The following is a 22,736-nucleotide window of genomic DNA, read 5'->3' as shown; positions in this document are numbered from 1 at the left end:
TCGCAAGCGAATCCGATAGTCTGGTCAGCTCTCTGTAGCATAAGCGGCCGCTGGTCCGCCCGCCCGGACGACGTTCTAGACTGCACGGATCGGGTGTGGCGCTCGGATGTCCGGGCAGACGGTGGTGAATTCGCGCGGCGCGGCAGAACGGACAACTGGTACGGCACGACGACAGGGGGCAGGCGATGAGCGAAGCAGCGGACGAGACCGCGATGCAGATCGTCACCGAAGCCGATGCGTGGCAGCCCGATCCGCGCTGGCGGTCCGCCGCCCGTTTGACGGTGCTGCTCGGTGAGGACGACCACTACAAGCATCGTCCCCGCTATCACGAGATCGTGCGGCGCGCCCGCGACGCCGGTCTGGCCGGCGCCAGCGTGTGGCGCGGTGTGGAGGGCTACGGTGTGACGTCCCGGATCCACACCACCCGTATGCTCGATCTGGCCGAGAACCTGCCGGTGATGGTCATGATCGTCGACGACTCGCAACTGCTCCGCGATTTCGTGGTGGCCAATGCAGAACTTTTCGAATCCGGCACGGTGACCCTGTCCGCGGTGCAGGTGTGGCAGTCCGACGGCGGTCTGCGATGACGCGACCGTCGCCGGGCGCTGGGGTGGCGGTGTCGCGGTGATTGTGATGACCAGCCGGGCGCAGGCGATGAGGAAGGGAGGCCCGAGCATGGCCCACGATCGTGCCGGACGACCGGCGCGGGCCAGCGATCTCGAGGATCTGCCGCACTTGGTGACGGCGTACTACAGCCGCATCCCCGACCCGTCCGTACCCGGGCAGCAGGTCGTTTTCGGCACCTCCGGACACCGTGGGTCCAGTCTGGATTGCGCGTTCAACGAGGCTCATATCCTCGCGATCACCCAGGCGATCGTGGAGTACCGGGCCACCCGCGGCATCACCGGCCCGGTCTATCTGGCGCGTGATACCCACGCCCTGTCCGAACCGGCGTGGACCACGGCGCTGGAGGTTCTGGCGGCCAACGATGTGACGGCCGTTATCGACAGCCGTGGCCGCTACACCCCGACACCGGCGCTGAGCCACGCCGTGCTGCGCCACAACCGCGGCGGAACCCGGCACCAGGCCGACGGCATCGTGGTGACCCCGTCGCACAATCCGCCGCGCGACGGCGGTTTCAAATACAACCCGCCGCACGGTGGACCCGCCGATACGGTCGCCACCGACGCGATCGCCGAACGGGCCAACGAACTGCTGCGCGGCGGCCTGGCCGGGATCAAACGCACGACCCTGCAGCATGCGCTGGCCACCGGGGTACAGCGCTACGACTACCTCGACCAGTACATCGCCGATCTGCCGAATGTCCTGAATCTGGACGCGATTCGCGGCGCCGGGATCCGGCTGGGCGCAGATCCCATGGGCGGTGCCAGCGTCGACTACTGGGAGGAGATCGGCCAGCGCTACGACCTCGAACTCGAGGTGGTGAATCCGTTCGTCGATCCGACCTGGCGGTTCATGACGCTCGACGGCGACGGCAAGATCCGGATGGATCCCTCCTCGCGTTACGCGATGGCCTCGCTGGTGGCGATCCGCGACGATTACGACATCTCGACCGGTAACGACGCCGACGCCGATCGGCACGGCATCGTCACTCCCGATGCGGGACTGATGAATCCGAACCACTTCCTCGCGGTGGCGATCGAATACCTGGTCGCCAACCGGATGGGCTGGGATGCGCTGACCAAGATCGGCAAGACGGCGGTCACCTCCTCGATGATCGATCGGGTGGTCGGAGTGCTGGGACGCCAGACCCACGAGGTGCCGGTCGGATTCAAATGGTTCGTCCCCGGATTGTTCAGCGGGTCACTGGCCTTCGGCGGTGAGGAGAGCGCCGGCGCCTCCTTCCTGCGACACGACGGCACCGTCTGGACCACCGACAAGGACGGCATCCTGCTGGCTCTGCTGGCCGCCGAGATCACCGCGGTCACCGGGCAGAGTCCGTCGGCTCGCTACGCCGAGCTCGAAAAACGCTACGGTAGCCCCGCATACGCGCGGATCGATGCCACGGCGAGCGCCGAGCAGAAGCGGCGCTTGGCCGCGCTGACACCAGACGACATCACCGCCACCGAGGTCGCGGGCGAATCCGTGCTGTCGGTGCAGACTCGGGCCCGCGGCAACGGCGCGGCCCTGGGCGGTGTCAAGGTCACCACCGAGAACGCGTGGTTCGCCGCCCGCCCGTCGGGTACGGAGGACAAGTACAAGATCTACGCCGAATCCTTCGAAGGGCCCGAACACCTCGCACAGGTGCAGGCGGCGGCCGAGGACGTGGTCGGCCGGGCGCTCGGCATCGAGGAGTCCGCGATAGCGGACTGAATCGCGGGAATGCGTTGAACGACGATGCGCGTCGGTCCCGGCTGCCCGCCGAGACCTGGGTGCTGATAGGCGCGGCCTTCGTCATCGCGCTCGGATTCGGTTTGGTCGCACCGGCCTTGCCGCAATTCGCGCGCAGTTTCGGAGTGGGGGTCGCGGCCGCCTCGGCGATCGTCAGCAGTTTCGCGCTCATGCGCCTGCTGTTCGCGCCGGTGAGCGGTCGCCTGGTGCAGCGGTTCGGCGAGCAGCCGCTGTATCTGACCGGTCTGCTGATCGTGGCGTTGTCGACCGGGGCCTGCGCCCTGGCCCAGAGTTACTGGCAGTTGATCCTGCTGCGGTCACTGGGCGGAATCGGGTCGACCATGTTCACGGTGTCGTCGCTGGGACTGGTGATCCGCCTGTCCCCGGTGCGCGAGCGCGGCCGCGTCTCGGGCCTGTGGTCGACCAGCTTTCTACTCGGTTCGCTGACCGGGCCGTTGCTCGGTGGCGCGCTCAGCGGCTTGGGCCTGCGCGTGCCGTTCGCCATCTACGCGGCGGCGCTGCTGCTGGCCAGTGCGGTCGTGTGGTGGAGCCTGCGTGGTTCGCACCTGGCGCAGCCGCCGGGCCCCGCGACGGTGCCGGTGACGAGTTTCGGCGCGGCCCTGGCCAATCCGGTGTACCGCGCGGTCCTGTGGTCCAATTTCGCGAACGGCGCGGCGGTCTTCGGGGTGCGAATGGCGCTGGTCCCGCTGCTGGTCGTGGAGGTGCTCCACGAGTCGCAGGGGCTCGCGGGAGTGACTCTGACCGTCTTCGCCGCGGGTAATGCCGCGGTGCTGTTCGCCTCCGGACGGCTGTCGGATCGGCTGGGCCGCAAACCCTTCCTGATCACCGGCACCCTGGTGTGCGCGACCGGGACCATCGCGCTGGGCCTGGCGCCGAATCCGGCGTGGCTGCTGGCGGCCTCCGTCGTCGCCGGCGTCGGATCGGGTGTGTACACCCCGGCGCAGCAGGCGGCGGTCGCCGATGTCATCGGCCCCAACGCGCGTGGCGGGCCAGTGCTGGCCGGGTATCAGATGGCCGCCGACCTCGGCACCGTTCTCGGGCCGATCGCGATCGGATGGCTGGCCCAGCGGGTGTCGTACGGATTCGCCCTCGCGGCGACGGGCATGCTGCTGGTGGTCGCGGCGGCGGGGTGGACGCTGGTGCGCGAACCGCTGCGGCGGCATCTGCCCGCGCCGGCGGTGTCCTGATCGACCGGGGCGCTCCTGCCTGGTGGGAAGGTCGGATTCCGGGCTCCCGACCGGCCCTATCCTGTGCCGGTCTCATTGGCTCCACCGATCGGAGAATCGCTGTGTTGGCTCGTCGAATGCGGAAATCCGCTCGGATCGGCGCCGGTCTCGTCGCGGTGGGACTGCTCGCCGCCGCCTGTTCCGGAACGTCCGAATCCGATCACCCCGCCCAGGCCGATCTGTCTCCGGGCCAGGTGCTGACCGCCACCCCGCTGACGAGTGCCGCCGCACTGCCCAGCGCGGCCGAAACCCGGCTGATCACCTATGTCTCCGATGATGCGCGGGGCCGCCCCATCGTGGTGTCGGGCACCGTGGCGGTGCCGAAGTCCCCGGCTCCCGAGGGCGGCTGGCCGGTCCTGAGCTGGGCACACGGCACCACCGGCTACGCCGACATCTGCGCACCGTCCGCGGACACCGCCGACGGCCCCGATCACGACTACCTGGGTCCGGTCAGCCGGATTCTCGACACCTGGGTGGCCAAGGGATACGCCGTCGTGCAAACCGATTACGAGGGGCTCGGCACGCCCGGCGGGCATCCCTACATCAACGGCGCCGGCGAGGCGAACACCGTCACCGATATCGTGCGCGCGGCCCGCAATCTGGATCCGTCGATCGGTAAGCGGTGGGTGGTGGCCGGGCACAGCCAGGGCGGTCAGGCCGCCCTGTTCACCGCCCAGAACGGCGGTGCGCGGGCTCCGGAACTCGAACTGAAGGGCGCGGTGGCGATCGCACCCGGCGGCGTCGGACTCAGCGGCACGGTCGACTATCTGCGCACCGATCAACCCGGTGCGGCGCTCGCCGAGGCCTTCCTGCCGGTGATCGTGCTCGGTGCCCAGGCGGCCGATCCGGCCATCGATCCCGACCGGCTGCTGTCGCCGCAGGCGGCACCGCTGCTGACCGCTGGTCGTAACGGCTGCCTGGCGCAGATCCGGGCGGTGCCGCCGGTGCCGCCGGCGCGGGTGTTCGCCGCCGGCGCGGACGTCCGGACCCTGACCGACTATCTGAACCAGCAGGATCCCTCCCGTGTCGTGCCCGCGGTCCCCACGATGATCGCGCAGGGCACCGTCGATGCGGCGGTATCGAAGGCCGGCACCGACTCGCTCGTTAAAACACTGTGCGACAAGGGAACTCGGATCGATTACCGGATCTACGACGGCCAGGACCATCGCGGTGCCGTGCCCGCGTCGTCGCGCGACGCGCAGGAATTCGTGGACGGGCTGTTCGCCGGTCACACTCCGGCGGTGACCTGCGGGCACTGATCCCGTGCTGTGTCCGCTGTCACCTCGCCCCCGGCCCGGCTGCCGGGGGCGAGGTCGCTTCCGAGGCGGGATCGAATCGGTCGGAGCTGTGCGGCGATATCGAAAACCCAGGTGAGAGTCCATGATCCCGCTGAATGAGAGAACCAGCCGCCGGCCGCCGGGCCTGTGACATGTTGCACAAGCATGTTTGTTGCGCATCACCGGCGGCCGGATCCGCTATCCCGGCCGTCCGTCGGTGACCTTCGAGAGGAGACCCGATGAGGGTTCGACAATGGGTATCCGTAGCCGCATTCGCCACCGCAGTCGCCACCGCCGGAACCGGTTTCGCCGCGGCCGATCCGGCTCCCGTGGCGCCGTCCGAGGCTCCGGTGAACTACCAGGCCACGAATACCGGTACGGCGGCGGTGATCTCGACCGATTCGGGCAGTATGACGGTGGAGCGCGGCGTCTTCGAGATCAGATCCGACACCGGCCGGGTGCTGGCGGGGATTCCGCTGACCTACCGCATCGATGACATCGACTACCCGGTCGCCGCCGCCATCCACGGCCGCACCGCCACTCTCACCCCCACGGCATTGCCGTTCCAGGACGAGGCGCCCTGGCGGACCCGCTATGAACGGGAACAGGCCGCGTTTTCCCGTGCGGCACTGCAGATCACGACCGCCGCCGCGGGCGGTGCGGCCGTGGGCACCGCGGTCGGCGGAGTGGCCGGATGTGTCGCGGGGGCACTGGTCGGCACGGTGGTGACCGGAATGCTGGCCGCGCTGTTCGGCGCCGGGCCCCTGGCGGGCTGTCTGGCCGGCATCGCGCTCGGCGCCGGCATCGGCGCCTTCGCCGGCGCCCTGCTGGTCACCGCGCCGGTGGCGATCGCCTCGGTCGTCCAGTACTTCGCGACCATCAACGAACCCTTCGAGCCCAAGGTGCCGAGCGGAAAGTAATGCGCCGCAACCGGACTCGCCACGAGTCGGCCGCGGCGAGTCCGATTCCGGCGCGGGTTCAGCGGATCGTGCCCGCGCCGGGGATCAACGGAAGGTCCAGCGGCGTAACCCAACCGGGCGCGAGCTCGTTGACCGCGGGTACCGCGTTGAGTGCTCGCATCCCGGTCGCCAGGCAGCCGGCCACCGCCGGGGTCCGGCCGGAGCCGTCGGTGAACCGGAACGAGGTCTCCTGCGAGATCGACGGAGATCCGACGATATCCACCCGATAGACATCGTCCTTGGTGCCCGACGGCCAGTCCGGCGCCGCATCCGTGCCGATCCGGTTCACATGTTCGAGCGTGATGACCTCACGGCCGTCGTAGACGCCGTTGATGGTGAAGCGGATCGCGGCGACGTTACCGGCCGGGATGATGCCCTTCGCGGACCGGCGATCGACCGGCGTCACCCACTTCTCCCACGTCGTGGTGATCGCCTCCAGTTCGATTCCCACGGCGGTCGCGATCATCGGCACCGTCGCGCCCCATGCCATGACCAGCAGATCGGGAATCTCGAGCATGGCCTGGTATTCCGGCGGCCGGCCGATCCCCATCTCGACCTCGTAATCGCCCTCGTAGTCGGCATAGTCGAGCAGTTCCGAGGCGCGCACCGATTCCACCTCACCACACAGCCCCAGCAGTGTCATCGGGAACAGGTCGTTGGCGAAGCCCGGATCGATCCCGGTGGTGAAGCAGGAGGCGCCTCCTTCGGCGCAGGCCGCGGTGACCGGATCCCGCCAGTTGTCCGGCGTCTGAGTCATATTCGGCCACACCCACGGTGTCATCGCCGTGGAACACACATCGATACCGGCGCGCAGGAACGACCCGATCACCCGGATGTTCTCGTCGGCGAACTGCGCCGTCGGGCCGTAATGGACCACCGCATCCGGCCGCAGGGCGATCAGTTCGTCCACCGAATCCGTTGCCCGGATGCCGGTTTCGCTCGCACCGCACAACTGCCCGGCGTCGCGGCCACCTTCTCCGGATTGCTGACGCCGACGCCCACCAGCTCGAATCGAGGGTGGCGGATGATCTCGGCGAGGACCATGGAGCCGACTACGCCGGTGCCCCACAGTACGATTCGCTTCTTCTCGTTGGACACCGGAACTCCTTGCAGCCGTGGTGATATCAGTTGTGGTACTCGCCACAGTCGACGGTGAGGATCTGCCCGGTCACCGCGGAGGCGAGGTCGGTGGCCAGGAACAGGGCGGCGCGCGCCACCTCCTCGGGTGATGCCAGGCGCTTGAGATCGGTGGGCTCGGCTTTGCGGCGATAGATCTCCTCATGGGTGACCCCGTCCTGGGAGGCCAGCCAATCGAAATACGCCTTGTTGACGTCCTCGTAGATGTAGGAGGGCGCCACGCTGTTGACCCGGATGCCGCGCGGGCCGAGCTCGGTGGCCAGTGACGAAGCCAGGTGCGCGAGTGTGCCTTTCGACAGTTTGTAACCGGAGTAGATCGGTTCGGAGTCGAAACTCACGCAGGAGTTGAGCATGATGATCGATCCGCGCGAGGCCGCGAGCGCATCGGCGAACAGCGTCGAAAGTCGCAGCGGTGCGTAGACGTTCGTCTCGTTGGCGGTCCGCAGCGCCTCCAGGTCGATACCGGTGATGGGTTCCATCGGCGGAATGGCGAAGGCATTGTTGATCAGGCAGTCGACCCGGCCGAATTCGTCGAGGGCCCGCTGCACCAGTGCGGCGCGCTGCTGCTCGTCGGTGATGTCGGTCGGCGCTACCAACGCTTTGCGGCCGTAGGACCGGACCACGTCGGCCATCTTCTCCAGTCGCCGCTCGGTACGGCTCACCAGCACCAGGTCGGCACCCATCCGGGCGGCCTCGGTGCCCAACGCCCGGCCCAGCCCCGGGCCCACCCCCGACAGCACGACCACCTTGCCCTCGAGCAGGGGGAGTGGCCGATAGGTATCGGTGGCGGCGAGTGGCTGGTCGGTAGTGGACACGACATCTCCTCGGAATCAACAGCATCAGCAGTTACACTGTGTAACGACTCAGATGTGACAGACTGTAACGACTGATGCTCGTGCTGACAAGGACGGTTGTTTCGTGAACGCTCGTCATCGACTCGGGCCGCATCGCGATCCGGAGGTGGATCGGGCGGTGCTGGAGGCGGCTCGGAGTCTGCTCACGGAACGCGGTTACGCGGCCGCCTCGATCGATGCGATCGCCACCCGCGCCGGGGTGAGCCGTCCGTCCATCTACCGGCGCTGGCCCTCGAAGGCGCATCTGATCGCCCGGGCGGTGTTTCCCGATGTCGGCAGTGACGAGCGGGCCGGAGATCTGGTCGCGGAGATCCGCAAGGTGATACGCGGGACGATTCAATTGTTCGGCGCACGAGCGGCCCGCGAGGCGATGCCCGGACTGATGACCGAGATGCGGGCCGATTCCGGTCTGTACCAGAAACTGTCCGCCCGCCTGGATGCGCCCACTCGCCGGGAACTGGCCGAGTACTTGGATTCCGGCGCCACCCGTGGCGAGGTCGATTCGGATACGGTGCTCGACGTGATCGCCGGCGCGGCTTTGTTCGCCATGTGCATCCGCGATATCGACGATGTGGACGGTTTCGCCCGGTCCCTGGAGGAACTGGTGCTGTACGGCCTGGTGGGAGTGCCCGCCGAGGAGGATCGCTGACGGCGGTGCCACCGGTGGCCGCGGAATGTGGCTGCCGGATTCCGGTGACGGCCGCGTTTTGGCAGAGTGGACGCCGTGAATTCCTCCGGATCGAAATACACACCGCGGCCGATGTCCAATCGCACCACTTACGCGCTGGGCGCGGTGGCGCTGGTGGTCGTCGCGGTGATCGTGGTGCTCGTCGTGCGCTGGAACAGCGACCATGGCCTGACCGTGCAGGAAGACGGGTACGGCGCGGCGCACGATCCGGCGGTGCAGGCCCTCTTGGATTCCGACGGCGCGATCGTGCTCGGCAAGACGTCCGCGCCGAAGACGATCGATATCTTCGAGGATCCGATGTGCCCGTCCTGCGGCTCACTCGAGCACTATTACGGACAGCAGATCGCCAAGCAGATCGATGCGGGAAAATTCGCCGTCCGCTACCGGTTCGTGAACTTCCTGGATCCCAAGTCGAGCAGTAAGGACTATTCGACGCGGGCGGTCGCGGCGAGTGAATGTGTGGCCGATGCCGGTGACGGCCCGGTGTTCTCGAAGTTCCACATGGCGTTGTTCACCACCAAGCAGCCCAGTGAGGACGGCGGCAATCTGACCAATGAGGAACTGGCCTCGATCGCCAAGGATGCCGGGGCCTCGGCGGAGGTACAGCAATGTATCTCGCGGGGTGACCGAGTGGATTCGGCACGCAACCATGCGCAGGCCTCGCTCACTGCGCTGAAGGATGCTGTCGGCCAGGTGCAGACGCCCACTGTGCTCGATGGCGGCAAGAATGTCGATGTGGAGAACTCGGATTGGGTCACCACGGTCGCTGGATGAGCGGAATTGCTGCTGGGTGACGAGGTGGCCCCATCCGCTGTCTCAGTTGGTGTTCCGGCCCGGGCGGTATCCCCAACCGCCCGGGCCGGAGCTGTATATGGCCAGCGCTCAGCAGGTCTCGTCGTCGCCGAGCAGGACTTCGTAGATGCGATTGCGGGCATCCGCGATCGCGTTCACGGTGTCGCGTAGCTGCCCGGCCATAGCGGCGTATCCACTGCCGGCGGCTGTCCGGTCGAGTTCGGATTCGAGCCGCAGGCGCAGCTGCTCCAGGGCGGCGATCCGTTGTCGTTCCACGCCGGCATCGATCACGGTCGGGGCGGGTGGACGATCCTGACAAGTCATGGTGTTCGCGGTGTCCTCCGATCACTCGTTGTGCTGGTGCCGATCGAATAGCTTTCAGTAGCGGTAACTTTCACCGATCACGGTGCAGTCCTCGGGCGTGCCTTCCGCGAGCCGGCGATGGACCAGGGCGTGGCCGCCGATCGGATACCCCGCATCGAGGGCGGAAACCGGCACTGTCACAACGGAGGTCGGTCCCGGTGTCGGATCGATGACCGGCATCTCGGTATCCCGCTGTGGAAATAGATATTTCGCATCCTCGTCGGTGGTGGTGTGGATATCGCCCGTCGGGCTGGTCCATTGCACGTGACCGGCATCCAGCCACCGCAGCTGCCAGCGCGTCTTCCGTTGTGCGGTGAGCGATGCCAGTAATCGGTGGTGCGGGCACAGTGCGAGGCGCCGCACGGCAGCGGATTCGGACGCGGGCCCTCGATCGGCCGTACCGCTCATCTCGCTCCCCGAAGCGGTGCCGGGCATTGTGCAGCCCGGAAACCGGCACGTCCGATCCAGCAAACCGATCGACGCGAGTGCGGCGGCGTGCGACGACCGACGGTGGGTTCCGGCGGAACCCTGGGCGCCGGAGCGACGTTCGGCTGGGGTGTCACCGGATGTCTGCTCGGACGGTCGCGCGCCGCGGTCGGCCGCCGCGACGATATCGGCCCGCTCGGCGATCCGCCGTACCAGCTCCGCGTCGATAGGCCCGTATCCCATCAGATAGCCGGGTTCCTCCGTGGCACCGCTCAATGTGCGCGACGTGGCACCGATCTGGATGAGCGGCCGCCGGGCGGCCGGTCGAGAGGCGTCGAGCGAACTCGAATCCGGATCTGTTGCGGTGCAGCGGTTTCCGCGACCACAGGCGCAGTGGAGCCGGTCCGTCCCATCGGCGAGCGCGACGAGTGCGTCGGCCCGGCGCTGCGGCATGGTTCGCGGGTCGTCGGCGCAGACTCCGTGTGCCATCTCCCGCAGCCGCATCGCCACGGTCTGAGCGCCGTCGGCGGGCAGTAGGCCAGCGACGACCGCCGCGCCGTCTTGTACCGCCGTCAGTCGGATATCCCGGCAGTCCTCCCGCTGCTCACGCCGGCGTTGCTCGCCGGGACCGTCCAACCGGCTCAACCAGCGCCGGGCCGTCTGCCGCAGCCGAGCGGGAGTGGTGCGCACCGCGGCCTCGACCAGCGGACCTTCCAGATCGGCGAGCAGATCGCGCGACAGCCCCCGGGCGTTGTCGACGATCACTTGGACCCGGGTCAGATCCAGCCGGCCCGACCCGAACGCCTCCCGCGTCCGCGGCAGTCCGTCCAGCGCCAGCCCGATATCGATCAGCGCAGCCGCGAGCTGCTCGGAGATCTGTACCGCCATCGAGACCTCCGCGGCCGCGAACTCCCCGGCGCGCACCCCACCGGGCCCGGGTGCGGCATTGCCGGCTCGGTGCCGCCGATACAACTCCCGCACCGCGCGCACCTCTGCCGCCTGTGCGAATGCCGCCGCCCCGTGTGCCCGCCGCAGCGCGTCGACCAGCTCCCCGTCACTCATAGTCTGAAGCTCTCCGCCGTCGAACATGTGTTCGAGTCTATCGTTCGAACGCGTGTTCCACCAGCCCTTTATGCAGGCGATTTGGTACGCCGAGTCGAGGTGGTGTAACTTCTTTCAAGCACGCGGGGAACACCTCCGAGTGCGAAACCTGGGGCTATGGCGCAGCTGGTAGCGCACCACACTGGCAGTGTGGGGGTCAGGGGTTCGAGTCCCCTTAGCTCCACTCAGAATGCAGGTCAGGATCGAGATAGTGTCGGTCCTGGCCTGTTTTGTTTGGCCCGGCCCGACGGAAACCTCACAGCGTGGGTGTTGTCGTCTGTGCGGTTCATGAGCGCTTCTCGGCGGATACGTACGCGGCTGTCGCATGCGCTTCTCGGTGGTGCTCGTCCACACCGATACCGGAGGCCTTCACCTATTCGTGGCTGGCACGCCGTTCACAACCTCCCCAAGAACTACAGCTAGGGCGTGGATTGATCCGCGTAGCAGGTGATGTCGGTATCCGGCATGGTTCCTACGCTGAAGTACGTGTTGATCGTATGGTTTACGCAGCCGCTGAGTTCGGGCCGAAATGTCATGTGGATACGGACATCCCGCAGCGTCACCATCCGCGACTCGGACATGTCCTGATGCAATCGGACGCCGTGGACATAGGGGGTGCGGGGATCTCCCGTCGCCTGCAGGATGAGCGCTGGCACAGAATTCCGGACGACAGTCGGTGGCTCGACCGGGCGAGGCCAGAAGGCGCACGGCTGGATGTCGTTCGCCAGCGCGCCGAAAACCGGCTGCGTGGCACGCGTCTCTTCGATGTTGCGCCAGTACCAGGTCGGATCGATCGGTGCCCCGACATCGCCGCAGGCGATCTCCGCAAGCACCGAGTTCTCATTGTCGCGCAGCCCCTCCACGATGGCACGAAGCCGGGGTGTTCGCGATGTAGTGGGCGGACCGCCCGCGGCATCGGCGATCTCCCGCACAGTGGCGGCCATCGCTTCGTTCAGCCGGAAGTTCATCAGCAATCCGTGCAGGATGAACGGAAGCCAGTGATCGTCGATGGCGAACCCATCGATGACAATCGGTTGACGTGCGGCGATACGAACGAGCTCCTCGATCTTCGCTCGCACCTGCTGCGGAGTCGCACCGAGCCGGAACTCGTCATCCCGACCGGAAACCCAGCCGGCCCAGTCGTCCAGCGCGATCTCGTCCGGCGCACCCCAATCCTGAACCAAGCCCTCCCAATACCGGTCCGGGTCGATCGCACTGTCGAGCACGACGCGGTCACTCCTCTCGGGGAACATCTGCGTGAACACGGCCCCGAGATAGGTGCCGTAGGACACGCCGTAGAAGTTGACCTTCTCCTCGCCCAGGACGCCTCGCACAATGTCCATGTCACGCGCGGTGTTGCGAGTGGTGAACTGCCTCAGCTTGTTCGGATCGCGAATCAGGCAGGTCGCGGCCATCCCCGCGGACTGAACGGTGTCGTGCGCGAATCCCAGCGGATCCAGACCCGCCGACCGAATCATCTCGCCTACCGGCCACCCGCACCGCGGACTCCGGCCGGACTCGCCGACCCCGCGCGGATCCATGCCGATCAGGTCGTAACTCGCCAAGACCTCCGGCGACAGCACATCACCGAGCAGATCCAGACTGTCCAGACCCTCCGAACCGGGACCGCCTGGATTGGACAACAGAATTCCCCGCCGCCGCGCCGGATCGCCGGCTTTCACCCGCGAAATCGCCACGGTCATCGTGCGATCGTCGGGATTCCCGTAGTCGAGCGGCACGAGTACATCCGCGCACTCGCCACCGGCCTTGTCGACATTCTCGACGCCGCAAGGCTTCCACTCGAGCCGCTGGTCATAGAACCGGTCCAACCCGATCGGGTGCGTGTCGTCCACCGGGTCCGCCCGGCTGTACACCGGCACGGCCATCAGCAGGGACAGCGCCATTACAGCCATCGAACGCCAGAACAGGTTCACCGACAACAGACCTCGCCTCTGGATATGAGGGATCACGCAGGTTGGTGCGACGTGAACCGTAGCCGATACCGGGGCTCGGTCGTGGTAACCCACACCCGCTCAGGGTGAGTCGAGCACTTCGGCGCCTGTCGAGTCTGTCCAGCACGCGGTCCAACCGTGAGGCCGCCACCGCCGTCATTTGTCGAATCGGGGAACGCGTGACCGGGCCCGGGTGTGTCCGAGAGGGTCGCGATATGAAGGTCGGTGTCACACTTCCGCAGACGGCTCCGGCACCCTCATCGATGTACCGGCAGCCGCACAGCGGGACCGACCGATCGACGAAACCGACTCGGCCGCAATGTGATTCAGTATCGATCGGGCCGGGCGTGTTCAGGACGGGCTTGCTGTCCTCGGCCCCGCGGTCGCCCGGAACCGACGGGCTTCAGCCGCCGATCGGCGGTGCGAGATATTCCAGCCCGTAACCGTCGCCGGAGGAGGTGACGCGGGCGATGCCGGGTGAATCGAGGTGGGCGCCGGCCACGAAATGGTGTGGACGGGTCAGTCGTTCGAGGAGAGTGGCTCGCGCGGCGCGGGCCTGTGCCTGGTTGCCATCGAGCTCCCAGGACACGTTCGGCTGATCGAATTGGAGTGCCGGAACGTGCACGGTGTCACCCCAGACCAGCAGGTGGCCGGTGCCGCTGCTGATGTCGAAGACGGTGTGACCGGGTGTGTGGCCCGGTGTCGGGATCGCGGTGATCCAGTCGTTGATCGCGACCGCCTCCGGTACGAGGACGACCCGGTCGCGGATCGGCTCGAGCCGCCCCGTGAACACCGAGGCGTCGCCCGCGCCGATCCACACGCGCTCGAGTTCGGCGAACGCCTCGGACCCGTCCGGCGCGATCAGGCCGCTCACGTGGTCTTCGTGCTGGTGGGTGATGGCGACATCGGTGATATGCGCGCGGTCGATTCCCGCCTCGTCGAGCGCTGCATAGATCAACCCCATGGTGGGGTCGTGCCAGACGTTGGACGCGCCGGTGTCGATGAGAACCGACCGGGTGCCGTCGGTGACGAAGAAGGCGTTGACCGACAGCCGCACGTTGCCGTCGACCAGCGGCACGGTGGACGGCAACTCGTCGAGCGTGCACCCGTGCTCGTCGCGGAGCCGTGTCGGCGGCATGTCGATGTACCCGTCTCGCAACGAGATCACCTGCACATCGCCGAATTCGAACGTGGCATGGTGCCGGCCACTCGAGATCAAACGCATGGAACTTCCTTCGCCTCGGGACACCTTTGTACATCTTCAATAGGAGATGACTGTCTTCTATAGAAGAAACATACACTGTGGGCGGCGAGATACCCATCGATCGAGGAGCACGGTGGTCGAGCAACACGCACACGAACCACAGCACGGTGACGAGCTGGCCGGCGCCTTCGGCGCCAACGTGCGGCGACGCCGCGAGGAGGCGGGCCTGACACTCGAGCAGCTGTCCACCCAGTCGTCGGTCAGCCGGGCGATGCTGTCCAAGGTCGAACGCGGTGAGAAGAGCCCGACGATCGGCGTCGCGTCCAGGATCGCCCACGCGCTCGACGCGTCACTGTCGGACCTGATCGGCGGTCCGGCCGCTGCCACATCCGGCGTGGCCGTCGTCCTGCGCAAGAGCGATCGCCCGGTTTTCCGCGACCCGGAAACCGGCTTCGAACGGCACATGGTGTCCGCGGCCCCGGGCGCGGGAGGGGGCGAGATGATCGTCCACTACCTGCCCGCACAGGTCTCCACCGGCCTGCTGCCCGCGTATCCGCCGGGCACCGAGAAACAACTGGTCGTGCTCGACGGCACCCTCACCGTCGCGATCGGCGGGATCAGCGAAACCCTGCACCCGGGCGATTCCGTGTTCTTCCAGGCCGACGCGGACCACGGCTTCGCCAACCGAACGAATGCCCCCTGCGAATACATCATGGTCATCTCGCGCAGAACCTGATCGGCCGTAGCCGGCGGCCCCGAACCGTCGTATTCGCAGCGCCTCCACGATTTCCCGCGATCGCCCCGGGGCTGTGTCGGCGATTCCGCGGTTCGTCGCTACCCGCGCGGAATCGCCGCTGATGCCGGGGGTGTGTGTGGTTACATTTCTGTCGGCTGTGGGGAGCGCGTGACGACTCCCGCCCGGCGCACGGCATCGCTGGTTTCCGTCCCGGCAGATCGCCACAGACTACGGCGAACGCGACTACGAGGAGAGCGGTGCCAGATGACCGAGCCCGAGATCGAGTTTCGAGAAGCGCCCCTCACCGGCCGTGATCGATCGGAAGGCCGCGAGGTGAGCGTCCGGGCCGGGCGCTTCCACACGGTCTACGACCCGAGCGTCGGCGAGCCGCAGCCGTGGTACATCAACGACCACACCGTCATTCGCGACGAGTCGGGCCGCTGGCACCTGTTCGGCATAACCCATGCCGAACCGGCGGACCCGTTCGACGAGATCGAATTCGCGCACGCCAGCGCCGACGACCTGCACGGCCCGTGGACCAAACACCCTTCGGCGCTCGTGGTCGACCGCGACTACGGCGAGACGCATCTGTGGGCGCCGTACGTGATCCGGGCCGACGGGCGCTACCACTTGTTCTACGCGGGCGGCGGCGATGACCGCACCCAGGCGGCGATCTGCGTGGCCACCTCCGACGACCTGTTCGAGTGGATCCGCGAGCCGAACGGACCGGTGTTTCGCGACGGGTACGACGCCCGCGATCCCATGGTCGCGTGGATCGACGACCGCTGGGTGATGTACTACGCCGCAACGAGTTCACCGACTGGCGGCAACTACGTGGTCGCGTATCGCACGAGCACCGATCTGCGCACCTGGGGCGAGCGGCGGATCGCGTTCACCGACCCCACCTCGGGCACCGAGGCCGGCAATACCGAATCCCCGTTCGTGTTGTGCCACAACGGTTCCTGGTATCTGTTCATCGGTCCGCGGCCCGATTACGTCGGCACCGACGTGTTCCGCAGCGACAACCCCTACCATTTCCGGATCGACGACCGGGTCGGCCACATCGCCGCGCATGCCGCCGAGGTGATCGCCGCCGGCGACCTGTGGATCACCAGCTGTGGCTGGGGGCAGGGCGGAGTCTCGCTGGCAGCCCTCGAGATCGGGAGAACTCCACCGGAAACCGTGCCCTGAGTGATATCTCTAGTGGTGCGAGCGCGGCCCGGAGGCGGCAGCCTGCGTTACCACGGAGCACCGTGCGGACACCGCCATCGGGTACAGCAAGTCCGACCGTTCGTCTCTTGGAGGGATCCGGCGTGGCACGTATCGGTGTAATCAGCATTTCCGACGGACGCGACTATGTGCACGACGGCATAGCCGAGTTCATCCGTACCAACGAAGACCGGCTCGTCGCCGAACTTGCTTCCGCCGGACACGAGGTGGTGCGCGGCTCCGCACCGGTCAGTACCAACACTCTCGCCGTCTCGGTGGCCCGCGAAGTCGCCGCGGCCGGAGTCGATCTCACGGTGCTGCACTACGCGGTGTGGGCGTTCCCGCACTTCACGATGCTCGTCCAGGGAGCCACGCCGGGAGCGTTGCTGCTGTTGTCGAACATCGACCCGGTGCAGCCCGGAATGGTCGGGATGCTGGCGGCCGGGGGAGCGCTGGATCAGATCGGCCGCACCCACACCCGGCTGTGGGGCGACCCGGCCGATCCGGACCTGATCGAGAAGATCGGTGTGCGGGCGGTGGCGGCGTCGGCGGTGTCGCGCTTGCGTGGCTCGACGTTCGGCCGGTTCGGCGGCCGGCCGATGGGGATGAACACCGCCGTCGCGAATACCGATCAGTGGCAACGCATTTTCGGCGTCGACGTCGAGGAGATCGACCAGTGGGAGATCGTGCGCCGCGCCGAACTGGCCGACGCCGCTGAGGTATCGAAGGCCCGGGTATGGCTGGAGGAGACCACCGCGGGCGTGCACTACGACGGCGACAAACTCACTCCGGAGTTGCTGGAGCGCCAGATCCGCTCCTACCTCGCGGTGCGCGAGTTGATCGACGAATGGAACATCGACTTCTCCGGTATCAAGGGGCAGCCCGAACTCACCCAGTACTTCGCCACGATGGACGTCACCGAGGCGTTCCTCAACGACCCGTACGACTGGAACGGCCCGAAGCCGACCCATGTGTGCGCGACCGAGGCGGACATGGACGGCGCGCTGACCATGCAACTGCTCAAACAGATCTCGGGGACACCGGTGTTGTTCGCCGACGTCCGCCACTACCACGCCGACCGCGACATCTGGGATCTGTGCAACTCCGGCCAGCACGCCACCTGGTTCGCCGCCCGCAGCGACGATCCGGCGGAGAACCTGTCCCGGGTGCATCTGTTCCCCGAGGTGTTCTTCTTTCCCGCCGGCGGGGCGTCGGTCCATCATCTCGCGGCACCGGGGCAGATGACACTGGCCCGGCTGACCCGCGACGACGGAAACTACCGAATGCAGTTGATGCTCGGCGACTTCGAAACCTACGACGAGGCCACCAACGACGAGTTGATGCGCCAGTCGACCCGGGAATGGCCGCACGCGTTCGCGCGGCTGGACGCCCGTGCCGAGGATTTCCTGTCGCGGTTCGGCGCCAACCACATCCACGCCGTGCCCGGTGACCATCGCGGCACCGTGCGGGCCGCGTGCGATCTGCTGGGTGTCACCCTGGACGAATTCACTCGGTGACCATGTTCATCGGAATCGACATCGGCACTTCCGGTTCCAAGGGCGTGCTGACCGACGCCGACGGCAAGGTCTTCGCGCGTGCGGAGCGTCCGCACGAGGTGTCGATGCCGCGACCGGGCTGGGTCGAGCACGACGCGGAGTCCGTGTGGTGGGCGGACTTCGTCGCCATCGCCCGCGAACTGGTCGATGCCGCGACCGGAGCCCGGCTGGAGGGGCTCGGGATCAGCGGTATCGGCCCGTGTCTGCTGCCCGCCGACGCACAGGGAAACCCGCTGCGCCCGGCCATCCTGTACGGCGTCGACACCCGGGCGACCGTCGAAATCGCCGAACTGGCAGATGAATTGGGCGAGACGGCGGTGCTCGAGCGGGCCGGGTCGCCGCAGACCAGTCAGGCTGTCGGGCCGAAGCTGCGGTGGCTGGCGCGGCACGAGCCCGACGTGTACGCGCGCACCCGCATGCTGCTGATGGCGAGTTCCTTTCTCGTGTACCGGTTGACCGGGCGCTACGTACTCGACCATCAGTCGGCTAGCCAGTGCGTGCCCATGTACGACCTGCGCAAGCGCGAATGGGCCGATTGGGCCGAGCACTGCGCACCGGGTGTGCCGTTGCCCGAACTCGCGTGGCCCACCGAGGTAGTGGGCCGGGTGAACGCGGAAGGCGCTGCCGCAACCGGCCTTCCGGAAGGGCTGCCCGTTACGACCGGCACCGTCGACGCGTGGGCCGAAGCCGCCAGCGTCGGCGTGCGCGCTCCCGGCGATGCGATGGTCATGTACGGCACCACCATGTTCCTGGTCCAGATCCTCACCCAACCGCGTCCGCATCCCGGCCTGTGGGGCACCTGCGGCGCGTGGCCGGAAACCTATTCGCTGGCAGCGGGAATGGCCACCTCGGGCGCGGTCACCGATTGGCTGCGCCGCCTGGTCGGCGGAGAATTCGGCGACCTGATCGCGGAGGCGGGCACGGTCCCGGCAGGCAGCCGGGGCCTGTTGATGCTGCCGTATTTCGCCGGTGAACGAACACCCTTGTTCGATCCCGACGCGCGCGGCATCGTCGCCGGTCTCACCACCAGCCACGGCCGCGGTGAGCTGTATCGCGCCGCGCTGGAGGCAACCGGATACGGAGTGCGGCACAACCTGGAGGCGATGTCCGACGCCGGTGGTCGCGCGCGACGCCTGATCGCGGTCGGCGGTGGCACCAAAGGCGGCCTGTGGACCCAGATCGTGTCCGATGTGACCGGTCTGCCGCAGGAACTCCCGGCGGAGACCGTCGGAGCCTGCCTCGGCGACGCCCTACTCGCCGCCGAGGCCGCGGGCGTCGACACCTCCGGCTGGAATCCGGTGACCTCGATCATCGAGCCGGACGCCGAACGGCGGGCGATCTACGACCAGTACTACCCGCGCTACCGCGAACTCTACGAATCGACCGCGAGGATCGCGCATTTCCTCGCAGCGGAACAACATCGGGCGGCGAACCATGGCTGAGCTCTGGCGTCTCGACAACGCGCGCACCCGTTCGATCAGCCCGGAAAACCCGACGGGCGCGGCGGGCGCGGGCGGACGGGCGGAGACCGGGACCGGCGCGGGCGCGGCTCGTGACCTCGGTGTGGGCTGGAAGGTGTCCCCGTCGATCGACCTGGCCGCCGGATCCACCGCGACACTGGCCGACGTGTCCGGACCGGGAGTGATCCGGCACTTCTGGCTGACCACGGACCGCACGGTGCTGCGCCGGTTGATACTGAACTTCACCTGGGACGACGACTCGCAGCCGTCGATCGAGGTGCCGCTGGGCGACTTCTTCTGTAACGGCTGGGACGAACTCGCGCTGGTGAGTTCGGAAATGGTGGTGGTCGCACCCGCTGGTGGACTGAACAGTTACTGGCCCATGCCGTTTCGAGAACGCGCCCGCGTCACCCTGCGCAACCCGACCGAACAATCGGTGCCGGTCTACTACCAGCTCACCTACGACGAGACCGAGGTAGGGGAGGACGCCGGCTACCTGCATTGTCGACGGCGACAGAGCAATCCGCTGGGCACACCGGCCGTGCACACCATCATCGATGATGTCCGGGGTCGCGGCCGCTACGTCGGCACCTATCTGGCGATCGCACCGAAAGCGCCGGGATGGTGGGGCGAGGGCGAGGTCAAGTTCCATCTCGACGGAGACGACGAGTTCCCGACGATCTGCGGCACCGGCACCGAGGACTACTTCGGCGGCGCCTGGAACTTCGACCTCGACGGCGCCTACCGCGACTATTCCAGCCCCTACCTCGGCCTGCACCAAGTACTTCCGCACGACGAGATCTACACGCCACAACAACGATTCGGCATGTACCGCTGGCACGTGCGCGACCCCATCCGCTTCCACCGGGAGCTACGTGTGACGCTGCAAGCGCTGGGCTGGCAGGACGGCGGACGGTATCTGCCGTTGGCCGACGCCGATATCGCCACCACCGCATGGTGGTACCAGGAAAGGGGAAGGTAGATGCGCGCGTTGGTGATCGAGAAACCCGGCGAATACTCGGTGCAGACGATTCCCGACCCGACGCCCGGCCCCGGCGAAGTGGTCGTCGAGGTAGCCGCGGTAGGCATCTGCGGCACCGACATCCACATCGTCGAAGGCGAATTCCCGCCCACGCCGTACCCGATCGTGCCCGGCCACGAATTCTGCGGCCAGATCGTCGACGGCCCGAGGTCCGGCGAGAAGGTGGCCGTGGACCCGTCGCTGTTCTGCGGCGCCTGCCACTACTGCCGCATCGGCCGCGGCAACCTCTGCGACCGCTGGGGCGCGATCGGCGACACGGTGAACGGCGCCATGGCCGAATACGTGGCGGTCCCGGAGGCGAACTGCTTCTCGATACCCGACTATCTGCCCGCCTCGCACGGCGCACTGGTGGAACCACTGTCATGCGCCGTGCACGGATTCGACGGCCTGCCAAGAATATTGGGCTCGCACTACCTGATCTACGGAGCCGGAACAATGGGCCTGATGATGCTGCAACTCGCGGTCGCCGCGGGCGCGGCCTCGGTCTCGGTGGTCGACCTCAACACCGACCGGTTGCAGGTAGCCCGCACACTCGGCGCGGACGCGGTCGCCACCAACGCCGACGAGTTCGACCGCCCACACGGATGGGAAGTCGTGATCGACTGCACCGGCGCGATCCCGGCGATCGAAGACGGCCTCCCTCGCGTCCGCCGCGGCGGTACCTACCAGCAGTTCGGCGTCGCACCCGGCGACGCGACGGCCGCCATCTCACCCTTCCGCGTCTACAACGACGAGATCACCATCGTGGGATCGATGGCGGTGGTGCACAGCTTCGGCCGCGCCGTCGACCTGGTACGCAAGGGCGCGATCGACGCGGACACCATGGTCACCCACACCTTCGGACTCGACCAGTTCTCCGAAGCGCTGCAAGCGTTCCGCGACGGCATCGGCCGCAAGATCCAGATCGCGCCGCGCGGATAGATGGCCACCGTCGCCGGAGTCGACAGCTCCACCCAATCCTGCAAGGTCGTGGTGTGCGACGCCGACACCGGTGAGGTCCTGGCACGCGGACACGCACCGCACCCCGACGGCACCGAGGTCGCGCCCGAGGCGTGGTGGACCGCGTTGCAGCAGGCAGGGGAGGGGTTGCTCGACAACGTCGATGCGGTGTCGATCGCCGGCCAGCAGCACGGCTTGGTGGCACTCGATCGCTCGCACCGACCGGTACGAGATGCTCTGCTGTGGAACGACGTCCGTTCCGCCGAGGCAGCCGACGACCTCGTCGCGGAACTGGGCGGCCCGCAAGCGTGGCTGGACGCGGTCGGCAGCGTACCGGTCGCCGCCTTCACTGTCGCGAAGCTGCGCTGGATGGCCGACCACGAGCCCGAGCTCGCGGACCGGGTGACCCGGGTGATGCTGCCGCACGACTATCTCACCTGGCGGTTGCGCGGTGGTGGTGATGCTGCGCCGACGACCGATCGGAGCGACGCCTCGGGCACCGGGTACTGGTCCCCGGTCGCGGGCCGGTATCGAGAAGACCTGTTGGCCAGTGCTTTCCGCGGCCGGACTCCGGAGCTTCCGACGGTGCTGGAACCGTTGGAGAGTGCCGGACGCACCGCATCGGGCGCGGTCATAGCTGCCGGCGCGGGGGACAATGCGGCGGCGGCGTTCGGACTCGGAATCGGTGACGGCGACGTGGTGATCTCGCTGGGCACCAGCGGCACGGCATTCGCACGCACCGCGCGGCTTGATACCGATCCGTTCGTCAACGGATTCGCCGACGCGACCGGCCGATTCCTGCCGTTGGTGTGCACGCTCAACGCCGCCCGGGTGCTCGAGGCGATGGCCACCCTCCTGGGAATCGGCATCGACGAACTCGATGCACTGGCCCGGCAGGCGCCGCCGGGCGCGGACGGTCTCGTGCTGCTGCCGTATCTGTCCGGTGAGCGCACCCCGAACCTGCCGCACGCGACCGGCAGCCTCCACGGATTGCGTGTGGCGACAATGCGACCCGCCCACCTGGCTCGCGCCGCGGTCGAAGGGATGCTGTGCAACATGGCCGACGCTCTCGACCGGCTCCGTGCGGCCGGCGCGACCCCCCGGCGAGTGCTGTTGATCGGCGGCGCTTCGCGTTCGGCGTTCGTCGCCGAGACGGCCGCCCAGATCTTCGGTGCGATGGTGACGGTGCCGGAGCCGGAGGAGTACGTCGCGCTGGGCGCGGCGCGGCAGGCCGCGTGGACTTTGCGAGGCGGTGCCGAACCACCGCAGTGGCCGGCAGCCTCGACCGTCGGGATTCCAGCGCCCGGCGACCGTGCCGTGGGCACGGAGATCCGCAGCGCCTTTGGACGGGCGCGAGAAATCCTGTACGGCAGCTGACTCCGTAGCGCCGATCACCGAGCCCGGATTCGAGGGGCGGTGCGATCGATTCGCTTGCGGTGCAT

Annotated in this window: 19 protein-coding genes, 1 tRNA gene and 1 pseudogene; 15 read left to right on the top strand and 6 right to left on the bottom strand. The window is 67.6% G+C overall.

Annotated elements, in window-relative coordinates; all coding sequences use genetic code 11:
- Positions 1–185 precede the first annotated feature (185 nt).
- From LKD76_RS23685 to LKD76_RS23665, 5 genes are all read left to right on the top strand, one after another.
- Positions 186–587: a DUF190 domain-containing protein gene (locus tag LKD76_RS23685; protein ID WP_227983609.1), complete on the top strand. Its 402-nt coding sequence runs from the start codon at positions 186–188 to the stop codon at positions 585–587.
- Between the two features lie 88 nt (positions 588–675).
- A complete protein-coding gene (gene pgm / locus LKD76_RS23680; RefSeq protein WP_227983608.1) occupies positions 676–2,334 on the top strand; it encodes a phosphoglucomutase (alpha-D-glucose-1,6-bisphosphate-dependent) in 1,659 nt (552 codons plus the stop codon).
- A gap of 14 nt (positions 2,335–2,348) precedes the next feature.
- Positions 2,349–3,560, top strand: a complete 1,212-nt coding sequence (locus LKD76_RS23675; protein ID WP_227983607.1) for an MFS transporter — start codon at positions 2,349–2,351, stop codon at positions 3,558–3,560.
- Between the two features lie 116 nt (positions 3,561–3,676).
- Positions 3,677–4,858: a lipase family protein gene (locus LKD76_RS23670; protein ID WP_227983606.1), complete on the top strand. Its 1,182-nt coding sequence runs from the start codon at positions 3,677–3,679 to the stop codon at positions 4,856–4,858.
- 257 nt (positions 4,859–5,115) lie between these two features.
- Positions 5,116–5,796, top strand: coding sequence for a DUF8020 domain-containing protein (locus tag LKD76_RS23665; protein WP_227983605.1), 681 nt, complete (start codon positions 5,116–5,118; stop codon positions 5,794–5,796).
- 58 nt (positions 5,797–5,854) lie between these two features.
- Here LKD76_RS23665 and LKD76_RS23660 read toward each other — a convergent pair.
- Together LKD76_RS23660 and LKD76_RS23655 are read right to left on the bottom strand one after the other, a co-directional pair.
- Positions 5,855–6,879: pseudogene (locus LKD76_RS23660) on the bottom strand (NAD(P)H-dependent amine dehydrogenase family protein).
- A gap of 80 nt (positions 6,880–6,959) precedes the next feature.
- Positions 6,960–7,787, bottom strand: a complete 828-nt coding sequence (locus LKD76_RS23655; RefSeq protein WP_227983604.1) for an SDR family oxidoreductase — start codon at positions 7,785–7,787, stop codon at positions 6,960–6,962.
- A gap of 103 nt (positions 7,788–7,890) precedes the next feature.
- Here LKD76_RS23655 and LKD76_RS23650 point away from each other — a divergent pair, with 103 nt between their 5' ends.
- Together LKD76_RS23650 and LKD76_RS23645 are read left to right on the top strand one after the other, a co-directional pair.
- A complete protein-coding gene (locus LKD76_RS23650) occupies positions 7,891–8,475 on the top strand; it encodes a TetR/AcrR family transcriptional regulator (RefSeq protein WP_227983603.1) in 585 nt (194 codons plus the stop codon).
- A gap of 111 nt (positions 8,476–8,586) precedes the next feature.
- Positions 8,587–9,288 (top strand): DsbA family protein, encoded by a 702-nt coding sequence (locus LKD76_RS23645; protein ID WP_227983602.1) that lies wholly within the window; start codon positions 8,587–8,589, stop codon positions 9,286–9,288.
- A gap of 108 nt (positions 9,289–9,396) precedes the next feature.
- Here the strand turns inward: LKD76_RS23645 and LKD76_RS23640 are convergent, their stop codons facing one another.
- A complete protein-coding gene (locus LKD76_RS23640) occupies positions 9,397–9,630 on the bottom strand; it encodes a hypothetical protein (RefSeq protein ID WP_227983601.1) in 234 nt (77 codons plus the stop codon).
- A 54-nt stretch (positions 9,631–9,684) separates the two neighbouring features.
- The gene (locus tag LKD76_RS23635) at positions 9,685–11,157 is read right to left on the bottom strand and encodes a DUF222 domain-containing protein (protein WP_227983600.1); all 1,473 of its coding nucleotides are present in this window, start codon (positions 11,155–11,157) and stop codon (positions 9,685–9,687) included.
- A gap of 150 nt (positions 11,158–11,307) precedes the next feature.
- Here LKD76_RS23635 and LKD76_RS23630 point away from each other — a divergent pair.
- Positions 11,308–11,380 (top strand) — tRNA-Ala (locus LKD76_RS23630).
- A gap of 235 nt (positions 11,381–11,615) precedes the next feature.
- Here LKD76_RS23630 and LKD76_RS23625 read toward each other — a convergent pair.
- Complete coding sequence (locus LKD76_RS23625; RefSeq protein WP_227983599.1) at positions 11,616–13,100, bottom strand: alpha/beta fold hydrolase; 1,485 nt, start codon at positions 13,098–13,100, stop codon at positions 11,616–11,618.
- Between the two features lie 451 nt (positions 13,101–13,551).
- On the bottom strand, positions 13,552–14,373 hold the full coding sequence (locus tag LKD76_RS23620) for an MBL fold metallo-hydrolase (RefSeq protein WP_227983598.1): 822 nt from the start codon (positions 14,371–14,373) through the stop codon (positions 13,552–13,554).
- A gap of 112 nt (positions 14,374–14,485) precedes the next feature.
- On the opposite strand from LKD76_RS23620, the gene LKD76_RS23615 reads away from it, so the two are divergent.
- The 7 genes from LKD76_RS23615 (at position 14,486) to xylB (ending at position 22,671) form a co-directional block, all read left to right on the top strand.
- A complete protein-coding gene (locus LKD76_RS23615; RefSeq protein WP_227983597.1) occupies positions 14,486–15,088 on the top strand; it encodes a helix-turn-helix domain-containing protein in 603 nt (200 codons plus the stop codon).
- A gap of 264 nt (positions 15,089–15,352) precedes the next feature.
- The gene (locus LKD76_RS23610) at positions 15,353–16,279 is read left to right on the top strand and encodes a family 43 glycosylhydrolase (RefSeq protein WP_227983596.1); all 927 of its coding nucleotides are present in this window, start codon (positions 15,353–15,355) and stop codon (positions 16,277–16,279) included.
- A 122-nt stretch (positions 16,280–16,401) separates the two neighbouring features.
- The gene (locus tag LKD76_RS23605; RefSeq protein WP_227983595.1) at positions 16,402–17,814 is read left to right on the top strand and encodes an L-fucose/L-arabinose isomerase family protein; all 1,413 of its coding nucleotides are present in this window, start codon (positions 16,402–16,404) and stop codon (positions 17,812–17,814) included.
- A gap of 2 nt (positions 17,815–17,816) precedes the next feature.
- Complete coding sequence (locus tag LKD76_RS23600; RefSeq protein ID WP_255661988.1) at positions 17,817–19,295, top strand: FGGY-family carbohydrate kinase; 1,479 nt, start codon at positions 17,817–17,819, stop codon at positions 19,293–19,295.
- Positions 19,288–20,295 carry a glycoside hydrolase family 172 protein gene (locus LKD76_RS23595; protein ID WP_227983593.1) on the top strand — a complete coding sequence of 336 codons (1,008 nt, stop codon included), beginning with the start codon at positions 19,288–19,290 and terminating at the stop codon, positions 20,293–20,295. The genes LKD76_RS23600 and LKD76_RS23595 overlap by 8 nt, the downstream gene beginning before the upstream one ends.
- Positions 20,296–21,276, top strand: a complete 981-nt coding sequence (locus LKD76_RS23590; protein ID WP_227983592.1) for a zinc-dependent alcohol dehydrogenase family protein — start codon at positions 20,296–20,298, stop codon at positions 21,274–21,276. It begins immediately after the preceding gene.
- Entirely contained in the window at positions 21,277–22,671 is a 1,395-nt protein-coding gene (gene xylB / locus LKD76_RS23585; RefSeq protein WP_227983591.1) for a xylulokinase, read from the top strand.
- The last annotated feature ends 65 nt before the right edge of the window (positions 22,672–22,736 follow it).

Origin of the sequence: Nocardia spumae (assembly GCF_020733635.1) — a bacterium.
GTDB classification, from domain to species: domain Bacteria; phylum Actinomycetota; class Actinomycetes; order Mycobacteriales; family Mycobacteriaceae; genus Nocardia; species Nocardia spumae.
This window is presented reverse-complemented; position numbering and strand designations above follow the sequence as displayed.